Annotated in this window: 20 protein-coding genes; 8 read left to right on the top strand and 12 right to left on the bottom strand. The window is 67.3% G+C overall.

Annotation, left to right across the window (positions count from 1 at the left end; genetic code table 11):
* Positions 1-2 precede the first annotated feature (2 nt).
* Complete coding sequence (gene ruvX, locus ACQG3P_RS02465) at positions 3-470, bottom strand: Holliday junction resolvase RuvX (protein WP_068849771.1); 468 nt, start codon at positions 468-470, stop codon at positions 3-5.
* Entirely contained in the window at positions 463-1,029 is a 567-nt protein-coding gene (locus ACQG3P_RS02460; RefSeq protein ID WP_068849768.1) for a YqgE/AlgH family protein, read from the bottom strand. Before ACQG3P_RS02460 ends, ruvX begins: the two co-directional genes overlap by 8 nt.
* Positions 1,030-1,120: 91 nt before the next feature.
* On the opposite strand from ACQG3P_RS02460, the gene ACQG3P_RS02455 reads away from it, so the two are divergent.
* Together ACQG3P_RS02455 and ACQG3P_RS02450 are read left to right on the top strand one after the other, a co-directional pair.
* A complete protein-coding gene (locus ACQG3P_RS02455; RefSeq protein ID WP_426804094.1) occupies positions 1,121-2,911 on the top strand; it encodes a DUF4153 domain-containing protein in 1,791 nt (596 codons plus the stop codon).
* On the top strand, positions 2,908-3,435 hold the full coding sequence (locus ACQG3P_RS02450; RefSeq protein ID WP_426804093.1) for a DNA-3-methyladenine glycosylase I: 528 nt from the start codon (positions 2,908-2,910) through the stop codon (positions 3,433-3,435). Before ACQG3P_RS02455 ends, ACQG3P_RS02450 begins: the two co-directional genes overlap by 4 nt.
* 4 nt (positions 3,436-3,439) lie before the next feature.
* Here ACQG3P_RS02450 and ACQG3P_RS02445 read toward each other — a convergent pair whose 3' ends face one another.
* The 6 genes from ACQG3P_RS02445 to ACQG3P_RS02420 form a co-directional block, all read right to left on the bottom strand.
* Positions 3,440-4,147, bottom strand: a complete 708-nt coding sequence (locus ACQG3P_RS02445) for a YitT family protein (protein WP_068849751.1) — start codon at positions 4,145-4,147, stop codon at positions 3,440-3,442.
* A 93-nt stretch (positions 4,148-4,240) separates the two neighbouring features.
* Positions 4,241-4,456: a DUF4287 domain-containing protein gene (locus tag ACQG3P_RS02440; protein ID WP_068854565.1), complete on the bottom strand. Its 216-nt coding sequence runs from the start codon at positions 4,454-4,456 to the stop codon at positions 4,241-4,243.
* Positions 4,457-4,520: 64 nt separating this feature from the next.
* Entirely contained in the window at positions 4,521-5,504 is a 984-nt protein-coding gene (locus ACQG3P_RS02435; RefSeq protein WP_426804092.1) for an aldo/keto reductase, read from the bottom strand.
* A gap of 130 nt (positions 5,505-5,634) precedes the next feature.
* A complete protein-coding gene (locus ACQG3P_RS02430; protein ID WP_184125057.1) occupies positions 5,635-6,219 on the bottom strand; it encodes a hypothetical protein in 585 nt (194 codons plus the stop codon).
* A 115-nt stretch (positions 6,220-6,334) separates the two neighbouring features.
* Positions 6,335-7,477 carry a PilT/PilU family type 4a pilus ATPase gene (locus tag ACQG3P_RS02425; protein WP_068849744.1) on the bottom strand — a complete coding sequence of 381 codons (1,143 nt, stop codon included), beginning with the start codon at positions 7,475-7,477 and terminating at the stop codon, positions 6,335-6,337.
* 86 nt (positions 7,478-7,563) lie between these two features.
* Complete coding sequence (locus tag ACQG3P_RS02420; protein WP_068849741.1) at positions 7,564-8,601, bottom strand: type IV pilus twitching motility protein PilT; 1,038 nt, start codon at positions 8,599-8,601, stop codon at positions 7,564-7,566.
* Positions 8,602-8,716: 115 nt separating this feature from the next.
* Between ACQG3P_RS02420 and ACQG3P_RS02415 the strand changes: the two genes are divergently transcribed.
* Together ACQG3P_RS02415 and proC are read left to right on the top strand one after the other, a co-directional pair.
* Positions 8,717-9,388: a YggS family pyridoxal phosphate-dependent enzyme gene (locus ACQG3P_RS02415; RefSeq protein ID WP_426804091.1), complete on the top strand. Its 672-nt coding sequence runs from the start codon at positions 8,717-8,719 to the stop codon at positions 9,386-9,388.
* Between the two features lie 100 nt (positions 9,389-9,488).
* Complete coding sequence (gene proC, locus ACQG3P_RS02410) at positions 9,489-10,271, top strand: pyrroline-5-carboxylate reductase (RefSeq protein WP_426804233.1); 783 nt, start codon at positions 9,489-9,491, stop codon at positions 10,269-10,271.
* Positions 10,272-10,277: 6 nt separating this feature from the next.
* Here proC and soxR read toward each other — a convergent pair whose 3' ends face one another.
* Positions 10,278-10,712: a redox-sensitive transcriptional activator SoxR gene (soxR, locus tag ACQG3P_RS02405; protein ID WP_176472643.1), complete on the bottom strand. Its 435-nt coding sequence runs from the start codon at positions 10,710-10,712 to the stop codon at positions 10,278-10,280.
* Between the two features lie 88 nt (positions 10,713-10,800).
* Between soxR and ACQG3P_RS02400 the strand changes: the two genes are divergently transcribed.
* Positions 10,801-12,159: an MFS transporter gene (locus ACQG3P_RS02400; protein ID WP_426804090.1), complete on the top strand. Its 1,359-nt coding sequence runs from the start codon at positions 10,801-10,803 to the stop codon at positions 12,157-12,159.
* A 3-nt stretch (positions 12,160-12,162) separates the two neighbouring features.
* On the opposite strand, the gene ACQG3P_RS02395 is transcribed toward ACQG3P_RS02400, so the two are convergent.
* The 3 genes from ACQG3P_RS02395 to ACQG3P_RS02385 form a co-directional block, all read right to left on the bottom strand.
* The gene (locus tag ACQG3P_RS02395; protein ID WP_426804089.1) at positions 12,163-14,094 is read right to left on the bottom strand and encodes an esterase/lipase family protein; all 1,932 of its coding nucleotides are present in this window, start codon (positions 14,092-14,094) and stop codon (positions 12,163-12,165) included.
* Positions 14,091-15,068, bottom strand: a complete 978-nt coding sequence (locus tag ACQG3P_RS02390) for a DUF4105 domain-containing protein (RefSeq protein ID WP_426804232.1) — start codon at positions 15,066-15,068, stop codon at positions 14,091-14,093. The genes ACQG3P_RS02395 and ACQG3P_RS02390 overlap by 4 nt, the downstream gene beginning before the upstream one ends.
* Positions 15,069-15,183: 115 nt before the next feature.
* Complete coding sequence (locus ACQG3P_RS02385) at positions 15,184-15,402, bottom strand: hypothetical protein (RefSeq protein ID WP_249833851.1); 219 nt, start codon at positions 15,400-15,402, stop codon at positions 15,184-15,186.
* A gap of 180 nt (positions 15,403-15,582) precedes the next feature.
* On the opposite strand from ACQG3P_RS02385, the gene ACQG3P_RS02380 reads away from it, so the two are divergent.
* The 3 genes from ACQG3P_RS02380 to ACQG3P_RS02370 all read left to right on the top strand — a co-directional run bounded on the left by ACQG3P_RS02380 (position 15,583) and on the right by ACQG3P_RS02370 (position 19,055).
* Positions 15,583-17,673: a TonB-dependent siderophore receptor gene (locus ACQG3P_RS02380; RefSeq protein WP_426804088.1), complete on the top strand. Its 2,091-nt coding sequence runs from the start codon at positions 15,583-15,585 to the stop codon at positions 17,671-17,673.
* A gap of 66 nt (positions 17,674-17,739) precedes the next feature.
* Positions 17,740-18,876: a PepSY-associated TM helix domain-containing protein gene (locus ACQG3P_RS02375; RefSeq protein WP_426804087.1), complete on the top strand. Its 1,137-nt coding sequence runs from the start codon at positions 17,740-17,742 to the stop codon at positions 18,874-18,876.
* Positions 18,873-19,055: a hypothetical protein gene (locus tag ACQG3P_RS02370; protein WP_068849717.1), complete on the top strand. Its 183-nt coding sequence runs from the start codon at positions 18,873-18,875 to the stop codon at positions 19,053-19,055. Before ACQG3P_RS02375 ends, ACQG3P_RS02370 begins: the two co-directional genes overlap by 4 nt.
* Positions 19,056-19,062 lie beyond the last annotated feature (7 nt).

Genomic DNA, 19,062 nt, shown 5'->3' with positions numbered 1-19,062 from the left:
GGTCAGGAGACGGGGGTGGCATCGTCCGGCGAGGACAGCCAGCGTTCGATGATCACCGCGGCGGCCACCGCATCCAGCGTGGCCGCATCGCGGCGCCGCTTGCGGCCTTCGGCACGCTCGACGGCGAACCGGCGGGCCGCTTCGACCGAGCTGGAGCGCTCGTCGATCAGCACCACCGGCAGCTTGAAACGTTCCCGCAGCTGGCGGGCAAAGCCCTGCGCGCGCTTGCGGTTGGGTTGGTCCTGGCCATCCAGGGTGAGCGGGTCGCCCACCACCAGGCCATCGGGCCGCCATTCCTTGATCAGGCGTTCGACCGCGGTCCAGTCCGGACCGTTGCCGTGCACGTCCACCACGGCGATGGCGCGGGCATGGGTGCCGAAGGAACTGCCGATCGCCACCCCGATCCGGCGCGAGCCGACATCGAAGCCGAGCACGGTGCCGTCGCGGCGGATGGTGGCCGGCTCAGACATTGCCGCTGTAGTCCGTCAGCCGGAACAGGTCGACCCCGATCCGTGCGGCGGCGCCCTGCCAGCGCTGCTCCAGCGGCGTGGCGAACAGCAGTTCGGCATCGGCGGGGACGGTCAGCCAGCTGTTGTCGGCGATCTCGCCTTCCAGCTGGCCCTCGGTCCAGCCGGCACAGCCCAGCGTGACCAGCACATTGCGCGGGCCTTCGCCGCGGGCCATGGCTTCGAGGATGTCGCGCGAGGTGGTCAGGTACACGCCCTCGCCCACCTGCAGGCTCGATTCCCACGCACGTGCATCGTCATGGATGACGAAGCCACGCTCGGGATGCACCGGGCCGCCATTGAGCACCACCTGGTCGCGCAGGACGAGGTCGTCGGTCTGGATCTCCATCTGCGCCAGCACATCGCCCAGCGTGTACTCGGACGGCTGGTTGACCAGCACGCCCATGGCACCGTTCTCGTCGTGCTGGCAGATCAGGCTTACGGTGCGCGCGAAGGTCGGATCGGTCAGCGACGGCAGCGCAACCAGCAGGTGATCGGCAAGGGAGGTAGGCAACGTGGACATGGGGCCATTCTACCCGCTGCATCCTCACACGGGCGTGAGCCTCGGCTACGATGCGTGCAGTCATGGACGTGTGTACGCAACGGAGAGCACGATGAACCCGCAGCCACCCCTTTCCCCTGCCTCGCGCGCCGCCATCGTGCTGATCGCGCTGTTGCAGGGCCTGATGCTGTACGCGGTGCAGGAAGCGGCCGACCACGGGCCGTTCCAGGCATTCGCCACGCGCCTGTGCTGGTACACCTGGGTGCTGAGCGTCCCCACCGCCGTTGCGCTGACCCTGGTGGACCTGCGCGACCGCCGCCTGTGGCTGCACGCGGCGCTGGCCTCGGCCCTGGTGCTGGCTATGGCCGGATGGATCGGCTGGAACCTGGGCGGAACGCCCGACGACCTGCGCCAGGCACCGCTGCTGCTGCCGTTCTCCGTGTGCGTGGCCGTCGCGGTGTTCGTCGCGCTGCCGTGGTGGCAGTTCCGGCTGCAGCACGGACACTGGCGCGCCACGTACGCAGCCCTGTTCGAGCGCGCCTGGCAGAACGGGCTGACCCTTGCGCTGGCACTGGGCTTCACTGGGCTGACCTGGATGCTGCTGTGGCTGTGGGCGGCGCTGTTCGACCTGGTGGACATCCACTTCTTCCGCGACCTGTTCCGCGAAAAAGCCTTCATCGCGCTGGCTACCGGCATGCTGTTCGGGTTCGGCGTGCTGATCGGGCGCACCCAGGACCGGGCCATCCAGGTCATCCGCCAGGTGCTGTTTGCCGTGGCGCGCGGCCTGCTGCCGCTGCTGGCGTTCATCGCGGTGATCTTCGTGGTCTGCCTGCCCTTCACCGGGCTGGAGCCGCTGTGGCGCACGCGCTCGGCGGCCACGGTACTGCTGGCCCTGGTGCTGCTGCTGATCGTCTTCAGCAACGCGGTGTACCAGCATGAAAGCGAGCTGCCACCCTACCCGGCGTGGCTGCGCCGGCTGGTCGAGGCCAGCCTGCTCACGCTGCCGGTGTATGCGGCGCTGGCGCTGTATGCGATGGGCCTGCGCATCAGCCAGTACGGGGTCACCCTGGAGCGCTTCTGGGCGCTGCTGGCGGCGCTGCTGGTGTTCGGTTACGCGGTGGGCTATGCGCTGGCCGCGGTGCACAGGCGCGGGCGCTGGCTGCAGCGGATCGAACCGGTCAACCGCTGGATGTGCTGGGTGGTGCTGGGTGCGGCGGTGCTGGCCAATACGCCGGTGCTGGACCCGATCCGGATCAGCCTGGCCAGCCAGATGGCCCGGCTGCAGGCAACCGCGCCGGCAATCAAGGGCGAAGACGCCACCGATCTGCGCTTCGGCTATGGCCGGCGCGGCGCCGAGGTGCTGAAGGAACTGCAGCAGGACCCGCGCTTCCGCGACGATCCGCGTGCAAGCACCCTGATCGCCAATGTCCTGAACGTGGACGCGCGGCAAGTCCGTTATGGGAACTACAGCGACGCCATCAAAGACCTCAAGGTGCTGCAGCAGCAGCTGAAACTGGCCAAGAGCAGCCCGGCGCCAGACCCGGACTGGTGGCAGGCGTTGCTGGCCAGGACCGTGAACGTCAGCAGCTGCCTGGAAATGGACGAGGTCTGCGTGGCACTGCGCCGCGACCTGGATGGCGATGGCGTGGACGAGATGCTGTTGTGCCACGAGCCGTCGTGGGGTGGCGCGGTATGCCGCCTGCACGCGCGCGATGGCAAGGACTGGACCGATGCCGGCAAGATCGAGTTCCCGATGCCCTCCGAATACCGCGGCGACCCGGCGTACGACCCGCTGCTGCGGGGTAACCTGACGATCCATCCAGCACGCTGGCCGCAACTGTCGCTTGGCGATGGGCCTAGACTGGGCATCGAACAACCTCCCGTTGAAGACGAGACCCCATGAGCGGCTACTGCCTCATCGCACCGGGCCATCCGGTGCACGGTCATTACCATGACCACGAATATGGCTTCCCGCAGCGCGACGAACGCGAGCTGTTCGAGCGCCTGCTGCTGGAAATCAACCAGGCCGGGCTGAGCTGGGAGACGATCCTGAAGAAGCGCGAAGGGTTCCGCACGGCCTACAGCCAGTTCGATGTGGATACCGTGGCCGGCTATGGCGAGCGCGACGTGGAGCGCCTGCTCAACGATGCGGGCATCATCCGCAACCGGCTCAAGGTGCATGCGGCCATCCACAACGCCCAGGTGATCCAGCAGCTGCGGGCAAGCCACGGCAGCTTCGCGGCATGGCTGGATGCGCACCACCCGCGCGACAAGGCCGAGTGGGTGAAGCTGTTCAAGAAGACGTTCCGCTTCACCGGCGGCGAAATCACCGGTGAATTCCTGATGAGCCTGGGCTACCTGCCCGGCGCGCACAGCCCGGATTGCCCGGTGTACAAACGCCTGCAGAAACTCAAGAAAACCGGGTAAACCCTCAGACGCCCATGTAGCGGCCGGGCCGATGGTTGAACATCAGCACCAGGCTCAGCACCACCGCGCCGATCGCCGAATACATCACCTTGTCCGGCGAGAGCACGAAGAACGCCACGCCCATCAGCAGCGTGTCGAACGACATCTGCACCTTGCCCGCGCTCCAGCCACGGGTGCGCTGCAGGTATACCGCCAGGATGCCGATGCCGCCCAGGCTGGCGCGGTGGCGGATGTAGAACAGGATGCCCAGCCCGGCCAGCGCGCCGCCCACCAGCGCCGAATACAGCGAGCTCATGTGGGCGAAATCGGCCCAGCGCGGCAGCAGGTCGGTCAGCACGCCGCAGGCGGTGACCGCCGCGAAGGTCTTCAGGGTGAATTCCCAGCCCATGCGCCGCACCGCCACCCAGTAGAACGGCAGGTTGACCAGCACGAACACCAGGCCGAAATTCCAGCCGAACGCGTAGTGGGCCAGGAACGCCAGGCCGGCCATGCCGCCGATCATCAGCCCGCCCTTGGCGAAGATCGCCAGGCCCAGCGAGGCCACCAGGGTGGCCAGGATCATGCCCTGCACGTCCTCGGCCACCGAATGGCGCAGGGCGTTGGCATCGGCCACGGTGCCGGCGCTGTCCGGCGGCGGGGTCAGCGGGCCGGCGGTGACCAGATGGCCGTCAGCGTCGTCGCACGGCGCGGGGCCATGGGATTCAAGGGACATGGGGGTGGGGCCAGACACGTGGGGAGCGGTATTAGACACGATCCGCGTGACAGTTGCAGGTGAAATCGATTCATCCCGCAACGAATGACCGCTTCACCCGGTCCGGTCCTTCAAATGGTGGGCCACCAAGGCGTTGGCGTGGCCATGGCCCAGGCCATGCTGGCTCTTCAGGAAGGTGACCAGGGCCATGTGCCTGAGCCCGCCCTGCGTGGCCAGCAGGGCAAGCCAGTGTCCCACTGGCTGCCCATAGGTCTTTTCGATGGACGGGAAGTACGACGCGGGACCTTTGACCGGGGCGGTGTCGCTCATGACCTGTTCCTTGCAGAGGGTTTCATCCACTACGACGCTGGCCAGGGCACGAAATCGACATCCGTCAGCGGGTGACCTGCTTCTGCCGTTCCGCGTTGTAGCGGTCGCCCACGATGGAGATGCCGTCCAGCGCCGCCGCGATCTGCTGCAGGTCGGCCTCGTGCAGGGTCAGCTCGGCAGCGGCCAGGTTCTCTTCCAGCCGGTGCAGCTTGGTGGTGCCGGGAATCGGCACGATCCAGGGCTTGCGCGCCAGCAGCCAGGCCAGCGCCACCTGCGCCGGGGTGGCCTGGCGGGCGGCGGCAATGGCGCCGATGGCCTCGACCAGCGCCTGGTTGGCGCGGCGCGCCTCCACCGCAAAGCGCGGCAGCGAGCTGCGGAAATCGGTGGGCGCAAACTCGGTATCGGCGGTGATCGCCCCGGTCAGGAAGCCGCGCCCCAGCGGGCTGAACGGCACGAAGCCGATGCCCAGCTCTTCAAGCACCGGCAGCACGCTCTGCTCCGGCTCGCGCCACCACAGGGAGTACTCGCTCTGCAGCGCAGCCACCGGCTGCACCGCATGCGCGCGGCGGATGCTTGTTTCGCCGGCTTCGGACAGCCCGAAGTGCTTCACCTTGCCTTCCGCGATGAGGTCCTTGACCGTGCCGGCGACATCTTCGATGGGCACGTTCGGGTCCACCCGGTGCTGGTAGAACAGGTCGATGCGGTCGGTCCTGAGCCGCTGCAGGCTGGCCTCGCAGACGGCGCGGATGTTCTCCGGGCGGCTGTCCAGCCCCAGGTCGGCATTGGCCTCCTTGAACCCGAACTTGGTCGCAATGACCACCTGGTCGCGGTACGGCGCCAGCGCCTGGCCCAGCAGTTCCTCGTTGCGGAACGGCCCGTAGACCTCGGCGGTGTCGAAGAAGGTCACCCCGCGCTCCACCGCTGCGTGCAGCAGCGCAACGCCATCGCTCACCTGCGGCGCGGTGCCATAGGCATGGCTCAGGCCCATGCAGCCCAGCCCGAGCGCGGAAACGCGCAGGCCGCTGTTGCCAAGGATTCGTGTCTGCATGGGGTGCTCCTTCGAGTGGGGACCCCAACGATACGCGCGCTCACGCCGGCGATTGCACTGCCGGAACCACTGGTGGTCATGAGCGAAGCTCATCAATGGCGCCTGCGGGTGCAGGCGCCATCTACCTGCCTCAGCGTTCGGCCACGGTCCCGATCAGGGCCAGCAGGAGCAGCAGGCCACCGGCGATGATCACCAGGATGTGCCAGACGTTGAGCCGGTCCATGCGCTCCATGTCGACCCGTTCATCCTGATGGTAACGGCGCAGCAGGCTGTTGACCGGCAGCAGCGGTACGAACGTGAACAGCGCCAGCAGCCAACCGGCGTTGGGCAGCCGGCTGGCGAAGTTGAGCAGGAAGTAGGTCACCGCCAACAGTCCTGGCGCGAAGGCCAGTTCGCGACGCCGGCTGCTGGCCGCGTCACTCAGCTCGCGGAAGCAGAAGAACGACCAGATCGGCGAGAACAGCGCGCGCGCCCAGGGCCACTGGTCGCCGCCGGTCTCGCGCTTGATCGCCTGCCAGTTACGCCAGAACCAGTACATCGGGTACAGCCCGAGCGTAGTGGGTGAAAGCAGCACCATTTTCAGCGTGGAAGGCGAGTAGTACTCGGCCGCATCGGAAATCGCCCGTGCCTGGGACTGGGATTCCGGCAGCGTGCCGGGCAAAGCAGGTGGCATCGGAATGGTCGCCGGTGCGCGGTATGGATCATGCAATTCCATGTGCATTCTCATCATTGGCAGTGTCACCGGCGCGGTGCCGGCCCCTTGAAACACCACTTGCAACAAAGGCGCGCCGGCATTGCACCGTACGCGCCCGGTTTCCCCGCCCGCAGCTTCAGCGGACTTCGGAAATCTCCACGCCATCCAGGCCCTGCGACAGCGTGCGTGCGTCACCGCCCTGCGAGAGCTTGATGCGCAGGCGCACCTCGTTCTGCGAATCGGCGTAGCGCAGCGCGTCTTCGTAGCTGATCTCGCCGGCCTGGTAGAGCTCGAACAGGCTCTGGTCGAAGGTGCGCATGCCCAGCTGCACCGATTCCTTCATTACTTCCTTGAGCTTGTGGATCTCGCCGTCGCGGATGTAATCCTGCACCAGCGGCGTGCCCAGCATGATTTCCATCGCCACCTTGCGCGACTTGCCATCCGGCGAAGGCACCAGCTGCTGGGCAACCACGCCCTTGAGGTTCAGCGACAGATCCATCAGCAGCTGGCTGCGGCGGTCTTCCGGGAAGAAGTTGATGATGCGGTCCATCGCCTGGTTGGCGTTGTTGGCATGCAGGGTACACAGCACCAGGTGGCCGGTTTCGGCGAACGCGATGGCATGGTCCATGCCTTCGCGGGTACGCACTTCGCCGATCATGATCACGTCCGGCGCCTGGCGCAGGGTGTTCTTCAGCGCCGCTTCCCAGCTGTCGGTATCGATGCCCACTTCGCGCTGGGTGATGATGCAGCCTTCGTGCTTGTGCACGAATTCGATCGGGTCTTCGATGGTGATGATGTGCCCGGTGGAATTCAGGTTGCGGTAACCGATCATCGCCGCCAGCGAGGTGGACTTGCCGGTACCGGTCGCACCCACGAACAGGATGATGCCGCGCTTGGTCATCGCCAGCGTCTTGATGATCGGCGGCAGGCTCAGCTCTTCCACGGTGGGAATGCGGGTTTCGATGCGGCGCAGGACCATGCCGACCTGGTTGCGCTGGTAGAAGCAGCTCACGCGGAACCGGCCCACGCCGGACAGGCCGATGGCGAAGTTGCACTCGTGGGTTTTTTCGAACTCTTCGCGCTGCGCCGGCGTCATCACGTTCAGCACCAGGTCGCGGCTCTGCTGCGGCGTGAGCGGGGTCTGGGTGATGGGCGAGATCTTGCCGTTGACCTTGATCGCCGGCGGCATGCCCGCGGTGATGAAAAGATCCGACGCCTTCTGGTGCGCCATCAGCTTGAGGAACGAGGTGAAGTCGATGGTGGTGCTGGTGGTGTTCATGGCGATGTGCTCCGGAAACCTTGCCGAACGCCGGGCATGGCCCGGCGCTGCCGAATCTGTCGCGCCGGGAAGGCCCGGCGCCACCATCATTCGAAGATGCGCTTGTCCTTGGCGTATTCCTTGGCCTGGTTGCGCGTGATCAGGCTGCGCTTGACCAGGTCCTGCAGGTGCTGGTCGAGCGTCATCATGCCCATCTGCTGGCCGGTCTGGATCGCCGAGTACATCTGCGCCACCTTGTCTTCGCGGATCAGGTTGCGGATGGCCGGGGTGCCGACCATGATTTCCCACGCGGCGGTGCGCCCGCCGCCCACCTTCTTCAGCAGTGCCTGCGAAATCACCGCGCGCAGCGATTCGGACAGCATCGAGCGCACCATCGGCTTTTCGCCGGCGGGGAACACGTCGATGATGCGGTCGATGGTCTTGGCCGCCGAGCTGGTGTGCAGCGTGCCGAACACCAGGTGGCCGGTTTCGGCGGCGGTCAGCGCCAGCCGGATGGTTTCCAGGTCGCGGAGTTCGCCGACCAGGATGATGTCCGGGTCTTCACGCAGTGCCGAACGCAGTGCTTCGTTGAAGCCGTGCGTATCGCGGTGCACTTCGCGCTGGTTGATCAGGCACTTCTGCGAGGTGTGCACGAATTCGATCGGATCCTCGACGGTGAGGATGTGGCCGTATTCGTTCTTGTTGATGTAGTCGATCATCGCCGCCAGCGTGGTCGACTTGCCCGAACCGGTCGGGCCGGTCACCAGGATCAGGCCCTGCGGCTGGTCGATCAGCTCGCGGAAGATCGGCGGCGTGTTCAGGTCTTCCAGGGTCAGCACTTCGGACGGAATGGTACGGAACACCGCACCGGCGCCACGGTTCTGGTTGAACGCGTTGACGCGGAAGCGCGCCAGGCTGGGAATCTCGAACGAGAAGTCGACTTCGAGGAATTCCTCGTAATCGCGGCGCTGCTTGTCCGACATGATGTCGTAAACGAGCGCGTGGACCTGCTTGTGGTCCAAGGCCGGAATGTTGATGCGACGGACATCGCCGTCCACGCGGATCATCGGCGGCAGGCCTGCCGACAGATGAAGGTCCGACGCTTTGTTCTTAACGGAAAACGCCAACAGCTCGGCGATATCCATACGCTGCTACTCCCCATAGACTGCTGCGACTGGAAGGATCTTTCCCCGGTCGGCAGTATAGCCTCCCTGATCCACCGCGAAATCTCTTTGTGTCCTGCCCCGTGAGCGCCCACCCGTGACCGCCCTGCCCCTGCCCACCCTGCTGCTGAACCTGCACAACGCGGCCACGGCCGCCGGGCGGCCACCGCCGCGCCTGCTGGCGGTGTCCAAGACCCAGCCGGCAGAGGCCGTGGCGGCGCTGGCGGCGCAGGGCCAGCGCGCGTTCGGCGAGAACTACGTGCAGGAAGCGGTGGCAAAGATCGATGCGCTGGCGGCCCTGGGGCTGGAGTGGCACCTGATCGGCCACCTGCAGTCCAACAAGGCCGACCTGGCCGCGCAGCGCTTCGACTGGGTGCAGAGCGTGGACCGGGCCAAGCTGGTTACCGCGCTGGCTACGCACCGCCCGGCCGCGTTGCCGCCGTTGAACGTGCTGGTGCAGGTCAATATCGACGATGAAGGCAGCAAGCACGGCTGCACGCCCGACGCCGTGCCGGCGCTGGCCGCCGCCATCGCCGCCGAACCACGCCTTTGCCTGCGCGGGCTGATGGCCATCCCGGCGCCGTGGCCGGACGCGGCTCGACGCGCCCAGGCCTTTGAACGCATGCACGCGCTGTTTGCCGAGCTGGCCACCCGCTACCCGCAGGCCGACACCCTCTCCATGGGCATGAGCGGCGACTATCCCGACGCCATTGCCCATGGCGCGACCATGGTCCGCGTCGGCACCGCCTTGTTCGGCGCACGCCATTGAGGGGCCCACCCACCCGTAGCGCGGGGCCCTGCCCCGCGGCCCAGATCACATACAAGGATGCCCATTGAGCACTTCGATCACCTTCATCGGCGGCGGCAACATGGCGCGCAGCCTGATCGCCGGCCTGGTCCGCCAGGGCACTGCCCCGGGCAACATCCATGTGGCCGAACCGGTGGCCGGGCTGCGCAGCCAGCTCACCACCGACTTCGGCGTGAAGACCTACGCCAGCGCCAGCGAAGCGGCCGCGCAGGGCGCGGTATGGGTGCTGGCGGTGAAGCCGCAGGTGCTGCGCGATGTCTGTGCGTCGCTGGCGGAGATCGCCCAGGCCCAGGACCCGCTGGTGGTATCCATCGCCGCCGGCATCACCAGTGCGCAACTGCTGCGCTGGCTGGGCGGTACCGGCGCGGTGGTACGCGCCATGCCCAATACCCCGGCGCTGCTGGGTGCAGGCGTGACCGGTCTGTTTGCCACCGCCGGGGTCAGCGCCGAACAGCGTGGCCAGGCCGACACCGTGCTGGCCAGCGCCGGGCGCACGGTGTGGATCGAGGATGAAGCACGCATGGATGCGGTCACCGCCGTCTCCGGCAGTGGCCCGGCCTATGTGTTCCTGTTGGCCGAGGCGATGGAAGCGGCCGGCATCGCGCAGGGGCTGCCGGCCGACGCCGCGCGCACGCTGGTGGTGCAGACCCTGCTGGGCGCCAGCCGCATGCTGGACGAATCCGGCGAAGCCCCGGCAGAGCTGCGTCGGCGCGTCACCTCGCCGAACGGCACCACGCAGGCCGCGATCGAGAGCTTCCAGGGCGACGACTTCGAAGCGATCGTGGCGCGGGCGATCGACGCGGCGACGCGACGGGGACAGGCGTTGTCGGCGGCCAACGACTGATCCGGGTCAGCCCCAGCGCTGCGCGCCATCCCCCTGCTCGCCCAACGCGTCCCCGGGATTGGCCAACCGGCAGCGCTTCAGTGAAAGACACCCACAGCCGATGCAGTCGGTGAGCTGGTCGCGCAGCAGCAGCAGTTCCTCGATGCGTTGATCCAGCTCGCCGCGCCACAGCGCCGACATCTTCGCCCACTCGGCGCGGGTCGGCGTCTTGTTTTCCGGCAGCGCCGCAAACGCATTGGCCACCGCTTCCAACGGCATGCCCACCCGCTGTGCGACGCGGATCACCGCCAGCCGACGCAGTACGTCGCGGCTGAAGCGACGCTGGTTGCCGGCCGTGCGCAGGCTGCGGATCAGGCCCTTGCGCTCATAGAAGTGCAGCGCCGATACCGCCACGCCGCTGCGACGTGCCACGTCGCCTACACTCAGCTCCTGCGCGATCACTGCTTGACCTCAACCATGGTTAAGGTGTCATCGTGCGGCACCTCGCGGTGTGCCGCAAGCACCGCGCTTCTTCGTTCCTGGAATCCGCATGTCTTCCGATGTCGCTGCACTGCCCGCCGACGCGCCCACGTCGATCCTCTCGCCGCGCTACCGCGCCACCACCATCGGCATGGTCGCGCTGGTGTCGCTGCACGCGTTCGAAGCGCTGGCCGTGGCTGCGGCCATGCCGACCGTGGCGCATGAGCTGGATGGCCTGCGCCTGTACGCGCTGGCGTTCGGCGGCACGCTGGCCACCAGCGTGATCGGCATGACCCTGGCGGGCCGCTGGAGCGACCGGCTTGGCCCGGCCCGGCCGTTGTGGCTGGGCCTGTGCTGCTTCATCGCCGGCCTGCTGGTGGCCGGACTCGCCCAGCACATGCCGGTGCTGGTGATCGGCCGGCTGCTGCAGGGGCTGGGCGCCGGTGCCATTTCCGTGTCGCTGTACGTGCTGGTCGGGCGCACCTTCCCCGAATCGCTGCGGCCACGCGTCTTTGCCGCGTTCTCGGCAGGTTGGGTGGTGCCCTCGCTGATCGGCCCTGCCATCAGCGGGTTGATCGTGCAGCACGCCGGCTGGCGCTGGGTGTTCCTGGGCGTGCCGCTGCTGGCCATCCCGGCCGCGCTGCTTTTGCGGCCGGCGCTGCGCGCGGTGCCGCCGCTGGCGGCCGCGCCGCGTTCGGAGGGCAGCGTGGTGCGCTGGGCGATCGGTGCATCCGTGGGCGCGCTGCTGCTGTACGTGGGCGGCCAGCAGGTTGGCTGGCCGGCACTGGCCGTGCTGCTGCCGGCGGTGGCGCTGTTGGCGCTGTGCAGCTGGAAGCTGCTGCCGCGCGGCACCCTGCGCCTGCGGCGGGGCCTGCCCAGCGTGATCGCCCTGCGCGGTATCGCGGCGTCGGCATTCTTTGGCTGCGAGGCGTTCCTGCCGCTGCTGCTGCAGCGGGAGCGTGGCCTGAGCCCGCTGCTGGCCGGGGTGGCGTTGAGCCTGGGCGCGCTGGGCTGGTTCAGCGGGTCGTGGTTCCAGGGCCATGGGGGCCAGGGGCTGTCGCGTCGCCAGCTGCTCACCGCCGGCGCGCTGCTGATGTGCACCGGCATCATCGGCACCGCGCTGGCGATCCAGCCCGGCGTACCGTTGGCCCTGGCGCTGGCCGGGTGGACCTTGACCGGACTTGGCATGGGGCTGATCTACCCGAGCCTGTCGGTACTGACGTTGTCGTTGTCACCGCCGGCGCAGCAGGGCGCGAACACCTCTGCGCTGCAGTTGAGCGAGGCGCTGGGCGTGGCCACCACGCTGGCCATTTCCGGCTCGCTGTTCGCGCTGATGCTGTCGGTGGATGTGACCCTGGGTTACCTGCAGACGTTCGCGATCATGTTGCTGCTGGCCGCTGCGAGCGTGGTGGTGGCCCGGCGGGTCTGACCGCTACGGCGCCACCTCTTCCAGGTCTTCGCGCAGGATCCGCCGGATCTCCAGCACCGCCTGCGGGGTTTCCTGCACGCTGTGGCCTGAGATGATCACCTTCTCCGACACCGCGCCGGGCAGGTGCGCGCTCCAGTAGGGCACCAGGCCGTCGTCGGACTGCTCCAGCGGCACCTCGGGTTTGCGCTGGGCGATGATCGAGTGGTACTTCAGGCCCGGCATGATCGGCAGGGCGGCGGCCGCCTTCACGAACGGATCGGTGGCCTTGAGGTTGTCGATGCTGTTGGGAATCTGCAGCTTGGTGGCCTGCGCCGACTGCACTTCCGATTGCTGCAGCGCCTGGAACACATCCTCGAACTTGCCGAGGATGGTGATCGGCAGGCGTACCAGGCGCCCGATGAAGCGTCCGACCCGGTTGCCGGCGATATCGGTGCCCTGGTGGGGTGCGGCGATGAAGATGGCGCGCTCCACGTTCAGTTCGGCATCGAAGTGCAGCAGCGGGCCCAGTTTGGCCTGGACGCGCTTGAGCCGCTCACCTTTCAGGTCGTAGTTGGCCAGCAGCTGGTTCCACAGCGTGTCGCCGGAACTGGTGACCAGCAACCGGGCCAGCACGCCCCCCATGCTGTGGCCGATGAACACCATGTCCTTCGACGCACGCGAGGTGCCCTTCGGGTCGAAATGCCGGAGCGTGTTGTCGAACGCCTGGTCGATCTCGAAACGGTTCAGTGCAATCGGCGCATTGGTCGGGTAGTACACCTGCCACACCTGGAAGTGCCTGCGCAGCTCAGGGTCGCCCAGGATCTCATTGGCCACGTTCACCCAGGCCTCCGGGCTGCTGCCCAGCCCATGCAGCATGAAGATGATGCGGCGGTTCGGATCCCACGGCTGCATCAGGTACATGTGCGGTTCGGCAATGCCTTCGCTCAGGCCGAACAGCGTGCGCAGCGACTGGGTGGCAAAGCCGGACTGGGCCAGCCACATGCCGTAGGCGGCGGTGAAGTTGCCGGCCAGCGGCACCTTCTCGCCATGCAGGTCCACGCTTTCGGTGGATTCAGGCGAATAAACGTCGAACAGCACCTGGGTGGTGTCCAGCACCTGCTGCAGCGTATCGCCCTTGAAGCGCAGCAACGCGGTGGCATTGATTGCCGACATCTCGCTGTACTGCGGAATCTCGGCCTTCTCACCGTCCACCGGCGCGATCAGCTTGGGCGGGTCCATCACCACCACCAGCTCGGCACCAAAGCCGTCGCGGCGATAGGTACTGCGCAGGCCGGCGAAACTCACCGAGGATGCCGACACCATCGTGGTGGGAATGCTGGCCAGGCGCAGCTCGTCGAAGTCCGAGGTCAGCGTCCAGCGCTCGCCCGCCACCGCGGCGTTGTAGTCCTCCCCTTCCAGCGCGCTTTCGCGGCTGCGCTTGAACACCACCGTGGCAGTCTGTTCGGCGGCGTAGTTGTAGTAGTCGCGCACCTGGGTCTGGCGGTCTTCGAACGCGCGGTCCGACGGCGTGCGCCCGCTGAAGAACAGGTAGGCATACGCGTACCGCGCTGCTTCCAGCCACGCATCCAGCGCCGCATCGGACATCGGGGTCTTGTCGCGGTCCTTCGGCTTGGGCGTGAGTGCCAGCGCGTTTTTCACCCACAGCTCGGACAGCGTTGAAAGCCGCTGTTCCTCGGGCAGGTCGCGGGTGTCCTTCAGGGTCTTCTCGCAGGCAGCAACATCTTTCTCGCACAGCGCCACGTCCAGGCCGATCACGCTCAGCGTTTCCTGCGAGGCCATGCTGAACTTGCCGGAGGTGAGCACATCGCCGCGCTTGTTGGCCAGGTAATCGGTGGGCGAGACCTGCTTCATGGTGACCATGGCGCAGCCGCTGGACAGCAGCAGCGAAAGCAGCACCGCCAGCAGGGGCGCACCACGGCGAAGGAGCCGGCTCATGGCTGCACCTCCGGGTCGATGCCCGGCACGCCGACGCGGATCAGCTGCGAGAAGCGCGGATCATCGCCAGCGGCACGCGCGCGATCGGTGATGCGCCCGCGCGCCTTCAGCGCGGCGAAGTCCACGCCGGGCGTGAGCACGCCCAGGTCACGCGCGTACTCGGCGAAATAGCCGGAGGCGAGCAGCCGGTAGTCCAGCGGCAAGCCCGGCGCGATCTGCTTGGCCAGTTCGTACACGATGGTGGTGCAGTTGCTGGTCAGCGTGTTGTAGAACGCCGGTGCGGCATCCAGTCTGCGCGCTTCGCCCAGGTAGGACACGAACAGGCCCTTGAGCTGGTCGCGGGTCATGCCCTTCAGGCGATACAGGTACACATCCTCGCCGCGCACGTTGCTGCGCACCCGCACGATGTCGGTTTCCTCGGCCGCCACCAGGGTCATCTCGAACTTGCGGAAGAACCCGCCCAGCGCCGAGAACGATTCACCGCGCTCCTTGCGGATCTCCAGCGAGAACACCAGCTGGCGGCCATCGGCGAAGCCGAACGAGACCAGCGTGTGCGCGATCATCGGCCCCATCCAGTACGACAGCACCAGGTCGGCCGAACGCAGCTGGTCCAGGTCGTACTCGCGGCGCTCCCAGCGCACGTCGTGGTCGTCATCGGTGCGCCAGGTGAAGTTGCGCACGTTGTCGAGCACCACCCGGGAGCCGTCGAACTCCACCACCTTCAGCCGCTGCGCGACGTCATCGGCCCAGACCCGGTCCTGGCGCGGGCTGAGCAGCAGCCACCACACGCCGCAGAGCACCAGCGCGGCCACGAACAGCGGGCCCGGCCAGCGCCCGGCACGGGCGCGGCCAACAGCCACGGCGGTGGCAAGCGCAAAGGCGCCCCACCCCGCCAGCAGCACACCCTTCAGCCAACCCGGCCCGGAAAGCTGGTACGCCAGCAGCCCGGCTACCCACAGCGCTGCGACCAGCATCAATACGGCCAGCCCCCATCGTCCTGCTGTCTTCACACATCGTTCCGTCGGTTGCTCGGGGCGCTAGTTAGCCACAACCGCGGTGTGGGGGACATGTTCCCCTGTTCAGGTTCGCTCAGCGACGCGGGGCGCCCACCTTCTGCCACGGCGCCATGCCCTTGCGGGCGCGCGGCAGCGCGCGGCGCAGTGGCAGCCGACGCGGCATCGGAATACCCACCCCCGGCGCGGCGGTATCGTCACGGCGCAGGTCCTCGGCGCGCTCGCCCACCAACAGGGCCGCCATCTCCTCCAGGCCGTTGCGCATCGCCCGGGCGGCCGTCTGCAGGGTATTCATGGCGTGTCTCCAATGACGAAACGGGGACGGACTACGTTAAGACCGGCAGCGCGCAGGGCTCGTGCAGGGGATGTGGCAGACGGATGAAAACCGCGCCCCATAGGCTTGTATCTGAGATTCATTTGCGTTCGCATCCTCACCTCCCGATAATCCGGGCCCTTGCTCCCTGGGATCCCCGTCATGCCTGCCCTGTCCAGCCGCTCGCCCATGCTCCTGCTGGTTCCCACCCTGCTGGCGTCGGCGATGGCCCATGCCCAGGACGGCAGCGCCGCCCGTACCCTGGACGCGGTCAGCGTGGTCGCCGACCGCGCGAGTACCGCCACCAAGACCGATACCCCGCTCACCCAGACCCCGCAGGCGATCAGCGTGGTGACCCGCGAGCTGTTCACCGACCGCGGCGCTCGCAACCTGCAGGAAACCCTGCGCTACAGCGCGGGCGTGACCGCCGATGCCTACGGCCTGGATACCCGCAGCGACGGCAGCACCGTGCGCGGCCTGGACCCGGTGCAATACCTGGACGGCCTGCGCCGCAGCTACGGCTTCAATCCGCTGGCACGCACCGAGGTGTACGGCCTGGAGCGGGTGGAAGTGCTGCGCGGCCCCTCGTCGGTGCTGTACGGCGCCGGCGCCACCGGCGGCATCATCAATGCCATCACCAAGCGCCCGACCTTCGGCGACCTCGGCGGCGAAGTGGCCCTGCAGCTGGGCAACTTCGACCGCAAACAGTTCCAGGGCGACGTGGCCGGCACCCTGAACGACGCCGGCACCCTGGCCGGTCGCTTCGTCGGCCTCGTGCGCGAATCCGGCATGCAGACTGACAGCATCGACGACGACCGCGTGTACCTCGCGCCGTCGATCAGCTGGCAGGGCGAGCGCAGCACCCTCACCGTGCTGGCCAGCTACCAGCACGACAAGACCGCCTCGAGCCAGCAGTTCCTGCCCGTGGTGGCGACCCTCAACGCACCGGCCGGTTCGCCGCGCCTGGATCCGTCGACGTTCCTGGGCGACCGCGATTTCGACAAACTCGATTCGCGCGTGTACAGCGTGACCGCCCTGCTCGACCACAGCTTCAGCGACAGCATCAGCCTGCGCTCGGCCGTGCGCTACCTGGATGGCAAGACCGAATTCCGCGAACTGTACCCGGACACCTACTCCAATCCGCTGGACCCGTTCATCGATGCCGACAAGCGCGTGCTCAACCGCAATGCCTACGGCGTGCGCCCGGACGTGCGTTCGCTGACCAGCGACAACGCGGTGCAGTTCGACTTCGCCACCGGCGCCTTCCAGCACCTGCTGCTGGCTGGCGTGGACTACAGCGATTACCGCGAGAAGTCCTGGAACCTGGATGCCACCCCGACCCCGATCGACATCTACAACCCGATTTCTACCGGCGTGACCATCAACGGCTGGGACCGCCTGCCCGACCAGCAGACCACCCAGCTGGGCGTGTACCTGCAGGACCAGATCCGCTGGGCCGACCGCGTCTCGCTGGTGCTGGGCGCACGCCGCGACCACGCGCGCAGCAAGACCGAAGGCCTGCCCAGCCAGACCGACAACGCCACCACCTACCGCGCCGGCCTGATCGGCGAGGTCGGCGCGGGCGTGTCGCCGTACATCAGCTACAGCGAGTCGTTCCTGCCGGTGACCGGCCAGGATCTGTACGGCCGTGCGTTCAAGCCGATGCAGGGCGACCAGTGGGAAGGCGGCATCAAGTGGCAGCCGGCGTCGAACATGCTGGTCACCCTGGCCGCCTATCGCATCACCGAAACCAACCGCCAGACCAACGATCCGGACAACGTCTTGAACGTGATCCAGACCGGTGAGATCGAATCGAAGGGCGTGGAAGTCGAGGGCCAGTTCCAGTTCGCGCACGACATCACCCTCACCGCGGCGTACTCGCGCAACAAGGCCGAAGTGACCAAGAGCAACTTCGCCATGGAAGTGAACCAGCGCCTCAACGACACCCCGCAGGAGCTTGCCTCGGTATGGCTGGGCAAGGCCTTCCAGCTGGTCGACGACGCGCGCCTGCGACTGGGCGTTGGTGGCCGTTACGTGGGCAACACCCAGTCGCTGGGCTACGGCGGTTTCATCCGCACGCCCAGCTACACGCTGGTGGACGCGCTGGCCGAAGTGCAGGTCACCGACTGGACGATGGCGCTGAACATCACCAACCTGGGCGACAAGAAGTACTTCGCTCCGTGCCGAAATTTCGGTGACTGCTTCACCGGCAACCCGCGCACGGTGACCGGAACGATTTCGTACCGGTTCTGACGGTGTGCCGGGCGTGGCCCGGCACTACCGTGTCCGTACCCTCTCCAGCCGCCGCCAGAGAATTCAATGCAACGTTCCACCATCAAAGCCTGGTTCCTGGTCCACAAGTGGACCAGCCTGGTCTGCACCCTGTTCCTGCTGCTGTTGTGCGTGACCGGTCTGCCGCTGGTGTTCGGCGAGGAAATCGCCCACCTCAGCGAACCGCACGTGGACAACCCGCAGCCGCAGGCCGCGCATCGCAACCTGGATGAACAGGTGCGCACCGCCGTGGCGCAGTACCCGGGCAACGTGCCGCTGTTCGTGGGTTGGGATTGGGACGGCCACACGGTGTACGTCAACACCGGCACCGAGCCGGCCACGCCGCCGCCGCAGATGAAGACCGCACTGCTCGATGCCAGCAGCGGTGAGGTGTTGCCCGCGCCGCAGTTCAACGAAGGGGTGATGTACTTCCTGTACCGGCTGCACACCGACCTGTTCCTCGGCCTGCCCGGCATGCTGTTCATGGGCGCGATGGGCCTGCTGTTCGCCGTGGCGATCATCTCCGGCCTGGTGCTGTACGGCCCCTTCATGCGCCGCCAGCGTTTCGGCACCCTGCGCACCGGGCGCAGCCGCCGGCTGGCCTGGCTGGACCTGCACAACGTGATCGGCGTGGTCACCCTGGGCTGGGCGTTGGTGGTGGGCATCACCGGCGCCATCAACACGATCGCGAAGCCACTGGAAACCGCCTGGCAGAGCCAGCAGCTGGGCGAGTTCGCCGCGCGTTACGCAGACAAGCCGCGCCCGACCACGCTGGCCTCGCTGCAGGCCGCCGTAGACACCGCACGCGCTGCCGAGCCCGGCATGCGGCCTGCCTTCGTCAGCTTCCCGGGTACCGGCTACAGCGGCGACCATCACTATGGCGTGTTCATGCAGGGCAACACCCCGCTCACCGAACGCCTGTACCGCCCGGTGCTGATCGATGCGGCCACCGGTGAACTCACCGCCCAGCCGCAGCTGCCCACCTACATGAGCGTGCTGCTGCTCAGCCAGCCACTGCACTTCGGCGACTACGGCAAGCTGCCGCTGAAGATCCTGTGGGCGCTGCTGGACCTGCTCACCATCGCGGTACTGGTCAGCGGCCTGTACCTGTGGTTCAAGCGCGGCAGTACCGAAGCGCGGGTAACCGAGATCGAGCGCGCTGAAAAAACCGGGGGTGCTGCATGAGCCGGACGCCTGCGCCCAATGGAAGCCCGTTCACGGCGCCCGCGTGGATCGCCGCGGCAAGCCTTCTGGGTCTGGTCAGCGCGCTGGTTGGCGATGGCGTGTTCGACGTGGTGTCATGGGTGGTCTTTGCCGCATTGATCGGCCTGGTAGTGCGCGCCTGGGTGAAACGCACCCGGTGACGGGGTG

Source organism: Stenotrophomonas sp. SrG (assembly GCF_050031795.1).
Classification (GTDB): domain Bacteria; phylum Pseudomonadota; class Gammaproteobacteria; order Xanthomonadales; family Xanthomonadaceae; genus Stenotrophomonas; species Stenotrophomonas rhizophila_A.
Note: the sequence above shows the minus strand (reverse complement) of the source record. Positions and strands in the feature narration are given on the sequence as shown.

What these genes read in the sequence shown, in the direction of transcription:
- ruvX (WP_068849771.1), bottom strand. Translation starts at nt 470, where the DNA reads ATGTCTGAGCCGGCCACCATCCGCCGCGACGGCACCGTGCTCGGCTTC.
- ACQG3P_RS02460 (WP_068849768.1), bottom strand. Translation starts at nt 1,029, where the DNA reads ATGTCCACGTTGCCTACCTCCCTTGCCGATCACCTGCTGGTTGCGCTG.
- ACQG3P_RS02455 (WP_426804094.1), top strand. Translation starts at nt 1,121, where the DNA reads ATGAACCCGCAGCCACCCCTTTCCCCTGCCTCGCGCGCCGCCATCGTG.
- ACQG3P_RS02450 (WP_426804093.1), top strand. Translation starts at nt 2,908, where the DNA reads ATGAGCGGCTACTGCCTCATCGCACCGGGCCATCCGGTGCACGGTCAT.
- ACQG3P_RS02445 (WP_068849751.1), bottom strand. Translation starts at nt 4,147, where the DNA reads ATGTCCCTTGAATCCCATGGCCCCGCGCCGTGCGACGACGCTGACGGC.
- ACQG3P_RS02440 (WP_068854565.1), bottom strand. Translation starts at nt 4,456, where the DNA reads ATGAGCGACACCGCCCCGGTCAAAGGTCCCGCGTCGTACTTCCCGTCC.
- ACQG3P_RS02435 (WP_426804092.1), bottom strand. Translation starts at nt 5,504, where the DNA reads ATGCAGACACGAATCCTTGGCAACAGCGGCCTGCGCGTTTCCGCGCTC.
- ACQG3P_RS02430 (WP_184125057.1), bottom strand. Translation starts at nt 6,219, where the DNA reads ATGGAATTGCATGATCCATACCGCGCACCGGCGACCATTCCGATGCCA.
- ACQG3P_RS02425 (WP_068849744.1), bottom strand. Translation starts at nt 7,477, where the DNA reads ATGAACACCACCAGCACCACCATCGACTTCACCTCGTTCCTCAAGCTG.
- ACQG3P_RS02420 (WP_068849741.1), bottom strand. Translation starts at nt 8,601, where the DNA reads ATGGATATCGCCGAGCTGTTGGCGTTTTCCGTTAAGAACAAAGCGTCG.
- proC (WP_426804233.1), top strand. Translation starts at nt 9,489, where the DNA reads ATGGCGCGCAGCCTGATCGCCGGCCTGGTCCGCCAGGGCACTGCCCCG.
- ACQG3P_RS02400 (WP_426804090.1), top strand. Translation starts at nt 10,801, where the DNA reads ATGTCTTCCGATGTCGCTGCACTGCCCGCCGACGCGCCCACGTCGATC.
- ACQG3P_RS02395 (WP_426804089.1), bottom strand. Translation starts at nt 14,094, where the DNA reads ATGAGCCGGCTCCTTCGCCGTGGTGCGCCCCTGCTGGCGGTGCTGCTT.
- ACQG3P_RS02390 (WP_426804232.1), bottom strand. Translation starts at nt 15,068, where the DNA reads ATGCTGGTCGCAGCGCTGTGGGTAGCCGGGCTGCTGGCGTACCAGCTT.
- ACQG3P_RS02385 (WP_249833851.1), bottom strand. Translation starts at nt 15,402, where the DNA reads ATGAATACCCTGCAGACGGCCGCCCGGGCGATGCGCAACGGCCTGGAG.
- ACQG3P_RS02380 (WP_426804088.1), top strand. Translation starts at nt 15,583, where the DNA reads ATGCCTGCCCTGTCCAGCCGCTCGCCCATGCTCCTGCTGGTTCCCACC.
- ACQG3P_RS02375 (WP_426804087.1), top strand. Translation starts at nt 17,740, where the DNA reads ATGCAACGTTCCACCATCAAAGCCTGGTTCCTGGTCCACAAGTGGACC.
- ACQG3P_RS02370 (WP_068849717.1), top strand. Translation starts at nt 18,873, where the DNA reads ATGAGCCGGACGCCTGCGCCCAATGGAAGCCCGTTCACGGCGCCCGCG.